At 36.7% G+C, this 6,471-nt stretch carries 11 protein-coding genes; 6 read left to right on the top strand and 5 right to left on the bottom strand.

Annotated elements, in window-relative coordinates; all coding sequences use genetic code 11:
• Nucleotides 1-250 precede the first annotated feature (250 nt).
• Nucleotides 251-799: a DUF3231 family protein gene (locus RTL21_RS13665; RefSeq protein ID WP_312096438.1), complete on the top strand. Its 549-nt coding sequence runs from the start codon at nt 251-253 to the stop codon at nt 797-799.
• 155 nt (nt 800-954) lie between these two features.
• Here RTL21_RS13665 and RTL21_RS13660 read toward each other — a convergent pair whose 3' ends face one another.
• From RTL21_RS13660 to RTL21_RS13650, 3 genes are read right to left on the bottom strand one after another with little or no spacing between them, the layout of a single operon-like run.
• Nucleotides 955-1,239, bottom strand: coding sequence for a hypothetical protein (locus tag RTL21_RS13660; protein ID WP_312096437.1), 285 nt, complete (start codon nt 1,237-1,239; stop codon nt 955-957).
• Between the two features lie 9 nt (nt 1,240-1,248).
• Nucleotides 1,249-1,632, bottom strand: a complete 384-nt coding sequence (locus RTL21_RS13655) for an SHOCT-like domain-containing protein (protein WP_312096436.1) — start codon at nt 1,630-1,632, stop codon at nt 1,249-1,251.
• Nucleotides 1,633-1,646: 14 nt separating this feature from the next.
• The gene (locus RTL21_RS13650) at nt 1,647-2,036 is read right to left on the bottom strand and encodes a DUF2089 domain-containing protein (RefSeq protein WP_312096435.1); all 390 of its coding nucleotides are present in this window, start codon (nt 2,034-2,036) and stop codon (nt 1,647-1,649) included.
• Nucleotides 2,037-2,272: 236 nt separating this feature from the next.
• Between RTL21_RS13650 and RTL21_RS13645 the strand changes: the two genes are divergently transcribed.
• Both RTL21_RS13645 and RTL21_RS13640 read left to right on the top strand, forming a co-directional pair.
• Nucleotides 2,273-2,677, top strand: coding sequence for a DUF2500 domain-containing protein (locus tag RTL21_RS13645; RefSeq protein WP_312096434.1), 405 nt, complete (start codon nt 2,273-2,275; stop codon nt 2,675-2,677).
• Nucleotides 2,674-3,138 (top strand): GNAT family N-acetyltransferase, encoded by a 465-nt coding sequence (locus RTL21_RS13640; RefSeq protein WP_312096433.1) that lies wholly within the window; start codon nt 2,674-2,676, stop codon nt 3,136-3,138. Before RTL21_RS13645 ends, RTL21_RS13640 begins: the two co-directional genes overlap by 4 nt.
• Before the next feature lie 170 nt (nt 3,139-3,308).
• Here RTL21_RS13640 and RTL21_RS13635 read toward each other — a convergent pair whose 3' ends face one another.
• Nucleotides 3,309-3,749 carry a hypothetical protein gene (locus RTL21_RS13635; RefSeq protein WP_312096432.1) on the bottom strand — a complete coding sequence of 147 codons (441 nt, stop codon included), beginning with the start codon at nt 3,747-3,749 and terminating at the stop codon, nt 3,309-3,311.
• A gap of 209 nt (nt 3,750-3,958) precedes the next feature.
• Here RTL21_RS13635 and RTL21_RS13630 point away from each other — a divergent pair, with 209 nt between their 5' ends.
• Both RTL21_RS13630 and RTL21_RS13625 read left to right on the top strand, forming a co-directional pair.
• Nucleotides 3,959-4,711: a hypothetical protein gene (locus RTL21_RS13630; protein WP_312096431.1), complete on the top strand. Its 753-nt coding sequence runs from the start codon at nt 3,959-3,961 to the stop codon at nt 4,709-4,711.
• Complete coding sequence (locus RTL21_RS13625) at nt 4,708-5,505, top strand: metallophosphoesterase (protein ID WP_312096430.1); 798 nt, start codon at nt 4,708-4,710, stop codon at nt 5,503-5,505. Before RTL21_RS13630 ends, RTL21_RS13625 begins: the two co-directional genes overlap by 4 nt.
• A 48-nt stretch (nt 5,506-5,553) precedes the next feature.
• Here RTL21_RS13625 and RTL21_RS13620 read toward each other — a convergent pair whose 3' ends face one another.
• Nucleotides 5,554-6,120: an HAD hydrolase-like protein gene (locus tag RTL21_RS13620; protein ID WP_312096429.1), complete on the bottom strand. Its 567-nt coding sequence runs from the start codon at nt 6,118-6,120 to the stop codon at nt 5,554-5,556.
• A gap of 117 nt (nt 6,121-6,237) precedes the next feature.
• Between RTL21_RS13620 and RTL21_RS13615 the strand changes: the two genes are divergently transcribed.
• On the top strand, nt 6,238-6,471 hold a 234-nt coding region (locus RTL21_RS13615), incomplete at its 3' end, for a hypothetical protein (protein ID WP_312096428.1).

The raw sequence follows: 6,471 nt of genomic DNA, 5'->3' as shown, positions 1-6,471 counted from the left end.
GGGAGTCGCAAGTAAAGGTGTGAGAGTCGCAAGTAAAGGTGTGGGAGTCGCAAGTAAAGGTGCGGGAGTCGCAAGTAAAAGCGCAAAAGTCGCAAATAAAACTTCAAAACCCCCAACTACCTGCTAAAAGGCTCCCTTTTTCCAACAAAAAATTAAAATAAAGTGCTAATTCAAAAGGAAAATTATTAATTTGCATAAAATTCCATCTGCAAGTAAACATTATAGATAAAAACACTAAGAGGTGTACATAATGGCACATAAGATGGAAGCGCTTCTCGATTATATTAAGACGAGATTTGATTCAGAACCAAAATCACTACTCCATATTGGGGAAGCAATGGGATTTTGGACATATCATGCTGCAATTGCCGATGAAATTCCTGTATTAGAGATGGCGCTTAATACGACGACAGATAATGTTTTAATTGAGTTGATTAACGAAGCAAATGCATTAGCAACTGAGCAGCGAAAAATCTTAGAGGAATTTATGATAAAAGAGGGAGTTCCTCTTTCGAATTCGGCTGAATCAAAGCCTAAATCAGATCCGAATGCTATTCCTTTAGGCGCAAAATCGACTGATATGGAAATAGCGAACTTATTAGCAGCGAAAGTTACAAGCAATATTGTTATGTGTGCTACAAATATTACGCAAAGTGTCCGCAGTGATGTTGGGTTAATGTGGATTCGATTTCATGCAGAGAAAAGTATTTATGGAATGGAGCTCAAAACGAAAATGAGGGAGCATGGATGGATTAAAATGCCGCCAAGCTTTTATCCGCCAGGAGCACCTCATCAGTAATTCACAATTTTTCCGCCCTATGCTATAGTAATAGAAGAATGCCTCTCCCAATCAACAAGTGCAGGAAAGGCATTCCATTTAATTAAAAATTAAGTTTCACACAAATCTAGTGTTGCGAGCACTAGATTTTTTCTTTTCTAAGAAAAGTACACGCTTCATGTAATGGCCACCTTTACATATATGCCATCCTTTAAACGAATATCAACAAGTGGTTCTACAAGTGAGACATTTTTAAGCTCTTTACTTAATGCCTTCATTAAAAACTTTATTTCGGTTATATTCATATAGATTGCATCAACTGTTTTATCTTTTGCCTGGTAATGGATAAATTTCCATAACCGTTTCGATAAGGCGATATCAATAAATGCATGTAATAAAAAAATTGGGAGAATAATGGAAATTCGCTTATGCTTATCTGTTTGGATAAATACCTTCATCATAGTCACACTCTATTCCACATACACTTTGATACTGTCACCGTTTGCCAATTTGGCATTAACAATTTCGCCGACTAGTTCACTATCAATAGCAGCGATCAATAATTCCACATCGATATTTTCAGTATAGGTTTGGGCTTGAGGAATTTTTGATGCGATACCAATTCCAGTTTGGAGAAGTACTTTCACCAGTCTGATTGGGACATTTACATTAATATTGTCATTTGTTTCCGAATGCACACGTACTTTAAGTATCCGATTTAGATAAGGACTGTCTTCAAGCAAGGGTTTCTTTTCTATTTTTTCCTCAAATGAATCGATCAGTGCAGCTGCTTGATCCGATGTTAGTTTTCCGTTTTCCACCATTGTTAAAATTCGTTTCATTTCTTCATTCATGCTTCATAGCCTCCTTAAAGGTCCTTCATTAATTGGATCGCTTCGTCCGCTGTTATTTCATTATTCTCTAGCCTTTCTAAAATGTCTGCTTTTCTTTCAACCCTTATGTTGTTGCTTACTTTTCTTTCTGTTTCTTCGGCTTCTCCTGTCATAATCTGAATAATGTCATCCAGTTTTCCTCGAACAGTCGGGTAAGAAATACCAAGCTTTTTTTCCACTTCTTTAATACTCCCTCTTGAAAGGATAAATGTTTCAATAAAATGCATCTGCTCATCTGAAAAGGAGTGCCATTTTGACAGATGGAAACGATTTTCTATCGTCGTATGACAGTTTCCGCATTCAAGCTTTGTTACATGAAGTTCTTGATGACAGACAGGACAATCATTAATAACTGGATAACTCATAGCCAATAACTACCTCCCTTCTCAGTTAGATTAATTAATTTTATTAAGAATGTCAATTATAAAACTAATAAAATTAATGTAAATAAACAATCAAATTAATATTCTTAATTTGATTGTTTGAATTTAAGGAGTGAGTAGATGGAATGATTCTAGATGAAACTTTTTAGGGAGGAGCTGCGTAATGAATGATATATTGGATAATAGAAAAAAATCTTTAATTAGAGGAGAACAGGCAAATGGGAGATTTCTTTGTGTTTGAGGATTTTATGGCTTCAGGGGATATCATGTTCGTCATTGTCCCATTATTCATTATGATTGTGTTTGCAATCATCCTTGTTATTATTGTGGGTAGGATCATTAAGGGGCTTATTAAATGGAACAAAAACAACCAGCAGCCCCGCCTTTCAACATCTGCAAAAGTAGTTACAAAGAGAACGAGTGTCCATGACGGTGGCGAAAGCAGATCGTATAATCACTATTATGTCACGTTTGAATTTCCCAGTGGAGACCGCACTGAATTTCAGTTGAAGGGGGATGAATTTGGAATGCTTGTGGAAGGTGATAGCGGGGAACTGCAATTTCAAGGAACAAGATATCTAGGCTTTACTCGAAATAGTCATGTAGGAGAGCGTGCAAAATGAGCTATTCCTCACAAAAGATGACAGAACAAGCAGCAAAGGAAATCCTTAGCTGGACATATCTCCCTCCATATGAATTATATAATAGCGAAGTGACAGAGGAAGCATTGCAAGAGTTTGCGGAAAATCCGTACTTTGCTATTTATGTAGAAGAAGCATTAGTTGGATTTTATTGCACAGGCTATGCAGCCCAAGTTCCGTTTGGATACTTTTTTCAAGCTTATCCAGAAGGATACCTCGATATTGGTTTGGGCATGCGCCCGGATTTAACAGGACAGGGGCAAGGAACCGGCTTTTTACAATTTATAATCGATTCCGTTGAGACGAATCAAGCTCTACGGCTGACTGTTACAGCTTTTAATAAACGGGCAATTGCGTTATATAAAAAATTTGGATTTCGCCAAGTATCTGCATTTACGAATGCCAATGACTTAGAGTTTTGGGTAATGACAAGAGAAGGATGAAAGATTTTGTGCTTTGGCTAATAACCAGGACATATTTTAAGAATAGTGGCCGAATTAAATGAAGGACTTGTAGTTGATTGGAAAAATAGAGGGAAGAGCAAAATAGAAGTCATCCCCCAAGCGAAGTGGAATGGTTGCTATAAAACCGTTTGCTTCGCTCCTCATAATTTTTATTTTTCACTTCGAATAAAAGATAAATGCCACTTTGTATAAACCAAAGCAACTGCATAGTAAATTCCTGAATACCATAAGCTCCATCCGCTATAGGTAACGAAGCCAAAGTAAATAAGTGTAGACTCTAAGAGAATAGAGTAGACAAGCCAACCGAAAAAATAAGGAAGAAATTTTTTTAGGTCATGGGGCATAAAATTTAAATAAATGATGCCATGGGTGGAACCAAGTGTTAGTTCAATAAGATGAACATAAAGCTGTACCTCTTTTGGTCCAAGCTCATATAGATGAAATATTAAACTCAGAATAACATCTGAGCTTAAATTGATTAATCCAACCACAAACCAGGTCACATATATTTCTACTTTTGTAAGATGTTTTGGCATAAACCAAATGATGATTAGCGTAAAAGCGAGATAACTATAAGGAAACCAAATCATAATTTCCCTCCCAAGAAGATGCATAAAATAAGTATGACCCACTCAATAATATTTCAAACGAGAATGCTCGTTAAAAAGGAATCATTGATTCCATAAAAGCATATAAAACAATAATCCATTTTAAATCACTCGTTATTTTTTCAAGTTTTTAACAATTCATTTCCTTATTTTGATAGAATATTAGAAACTATCCTTTGGGAGGAACATACATGGTAGAAAGTCAGAATGTTCGTAAGGGACTACAATACGCCTTAATAAAACTAGCAGGAGCAGGTTTTGCAGCCACTCTCTTTTTTGTCTATATTTTTCTATCCAGTTTCAATTTATATTTATTTTCCCATGAAATGAAAAATCCCCTCTTTTGGATAGCTTTTTTTGGTATAGGGATTCTAATTTCGATGTTGATAGATCGTATTGCAAACCATTATCCGAAGCTAGAAATCGTTTTGTATAGTTTAGCTGGCCTTTGTCTTTTCTTACCGATTGTTTGGAATGTTTTCCCGCTATTAGCTGCAACCATTGGCTTGATTTGTGCGTTATTATTCTATATTGGGATTAAAATGGCTGCGAAAGTAAAAGGCTTTAAATGGACATTTGCCATTGCCCCTCTAGTCTTTCTTTTGCTAACGATTCCTGATTTTACGGTGAAAAAAGAATGGAATACAGTCAGAGGTGATCAGTCATATGAAGCTTATTTTTCTTATTTTAATGGGGAAGACCAAATCCCAATAAAAGCGAAAAAGGGAGAGAACGTGACCATCCACATTGATTTTACAAATAGAAATGGCGGCGGATTTGGCTACTATGTAATAGATGAAAAGAATCGAAGAATTGGATTGAGTAATGAAGAGAAGTCGACTTTAACTTTTCAGGCAGACAAAACAGAAACCTATACGCTCATAGTTACCGGCGATGGATTGCAGGGTGGTTTTGAGGTGAACTGGGAGAAAGAGGGAAAGTGAAAAAAAGAATATTAATAGTTGGTGTAGCTATAGGCATCCTTCTAATTTTTTCTTACTGCCAAAATAATAATCTATCTACGTCGACCTTCATTCTCTCATCTGAAAATATAACGAAACCGATAAAAGTAGTGCAGCTATCGGATTTACATAGCAAGCAATTTGGAAAAAAACAAAAGCGATTAATAAAAAAAGTAAAACAGTTAGCCCCTGATATCATTGCTTTTACCGGTGATCTTGTGGATTCCAAGAAATACGATGAAAGGAAAAGCATGACTTTAATGGAGGAGCTAGTTCAGATAGCACCAACGTATTATGTAACAGGAAATCATGAATCATGGTCAGGAAAATTTCCGCAGTTAGAAGAGAAATTGCTGCAAACAGGTGTTTATGTCTTAAGAAATGAACAGATGCTAGTGAATATTGGAGGAGAAACGATAAATCTGATCGGCGTGGATGACCCAACCTTTTTGTCTGGGGAGGATGAAGTTGCCGCAATAGTTGGCAGTCAATACCATGAGGAATATTTCAATTTGCTTCTGTCCCATCGACCAGAGTTATTGTCTCATTATGAAAAAATGGATTTAGTTTTAACTGGCCATGCGCATGGCGGTCAAGTAAGATTGCCGTTTATCGGAGGAGTGGTCGCACCAGATCAAGGATTCATGCCCGAATATACAGCGGGTATGTATAAAAAAGAAGAAACGGTAATGATCGTTAATAGAGGTTTGGGAAATAGCATTATTCCTCAACGGATTTTTAATAGACCAGAGATTGTGGAAGTAGTGTTAAAATGAGGAGCTTTCCGAGAAGAAGTCGATTTCTTGGAAGGCTCCTTTTTGTTATTACTTTATAAGGGATAATTCGAAAAAATCGGCATAGTTTGATAGATGAAAGTCAGCAAATTCACAATGATTTTGGAACATACAGGTGCGAATCCCTAATTGGCTGGCTGGAATTAAATCCAACTCCCTGTCTCCAATTGCCAAATCAATCGAATACTTCGTATGTAAATAGTGATAGGAATCTACCGCAGGCTTCCGAGGAAAACCATTTTCTAAGGTTACTATTTCGGCAAAATATTTCTCCCATCCATAATGCCGAAGAAAATGGGTGACTCCCGCATAGCTTTTATGCGTCATAATCACATTCGTATCCGCAGCCTTTAAAATCTCCTCAACACCTGGAAAAGGCTTAACTTCACTCGCAACAATTGCTCTATTTAAATCTTTAATCTCGTTAACCTGCTGTTCATTCAAGTTGAAAAATTGAATCGCGTGAGAAAAAGAAATTTTTAACTCTTTATAAATAGCTGCTTTGTCCACCTTTTCTCCCAGTACCTTATAAAGTACATCTGTATAAGCAGGATATGTATCAAATAACGTTCCATCAAAATCCCAAAGAATATTCATATAGGAATCCTCCAAAAATACTGTTTCTTCCATGTTAGTATACTTAATTTGGAAAGTCCATTGGAAGATTGCTAGAGAGGGAGAGAAGGAAGGGGAAAAGTAGCGATCATCAGTGGGATGAACACTGAAAATCGGAGGAACGAAGAGGAAAGTGGTGTTCATCATCTGGATGAAAACCAAAAAAGCAGAGTGGTAAAGGGAAAAGTGGTGTTCATCAAGAGGATGAAAACCAAAAAGCAGAGTGGAAAGGGAAAAGTGGTGTTCATCAAGAGGATGAAAACCAAAAAGCAGAGTGGAAAGGGAAAAGTGGTGTTCATCAAGCGGATGAAAACCAAAAAGCAGAGTAGTAAA

Source organism: Niallia sp. (genome assembly GCF_031978665.1).
In the GTDB taxonomy this organism is placed as follows: Bacteria; Bacillota; Bacilli; order Bacillales; family Cytobacillaceae; genus Niallia.
Note: the sequence above shows the minus strand (reverse complement) of the source record. Positions and strands in the feature narration are given on the sequence as shown.

Coding starts and splice junctions, on each gene's coding strand:
- RTL21_RS13665 (WP_312096438.1), top strand. CDS start 251: ATGGCACATAAGATGGAAGCGCTTCTCGATTATATTAAGACGAGATTT.
- RTL21_RS13660 (WP_312096437.1), bottom strand. CDS start 1,239: ATGATGAAGGTATTTATCCAAACAGATAAGCATAAGCGAATTTCCATT.
- RTL21_RS13655 (WP_312096436.1), bottom strand. CDS start 1,632: ATGAATGAAGAAATGAAACGAATTTTAACAATGGTGGAAAACGGAAAA.
- RTL21_RS13650 (WP_312096435.1), bottom strand. CDS start 2,036: ATGAGTTATCCAGTTATTAATGATTGTCCTGTCTGTCATCAAGAACTT.
- RTL21_RS13645 (WP_312096434.1), top strand. CDS start 2,273: ATGGGAGATTTCTTTGTGTTTGAGGATTTTATGGCTTCAGGGGATATC.
- RTL21_RS13640 (WP_312096433.1), top strand. CDS start 2,674: ATGAGCTATTCCTCACAAAAGATGACAGAACAAGCAGCAAAGGAAATC.
- RTL21_RS13635 (WP_312096432.1), bottom strand. CDS start 3,749: ATGATTTGGTTTCCTTATAGTTATCTCGCTTTTACGCTAATCATCATT.
- RTL21_RS13630 (WP_312096431.1), top strand. CDS start 3,959: ATGGTAGAAAGTCAGAATGTTCGTAAGGGACTACAATACGCCTTAATA.
- RTL21_RS13620 (WP_312096429.1), bottom strand. CDS start 6,120: ATGAATATTCTTTGGGATTTTGATGGAACGTTATTTGATACATATCCT.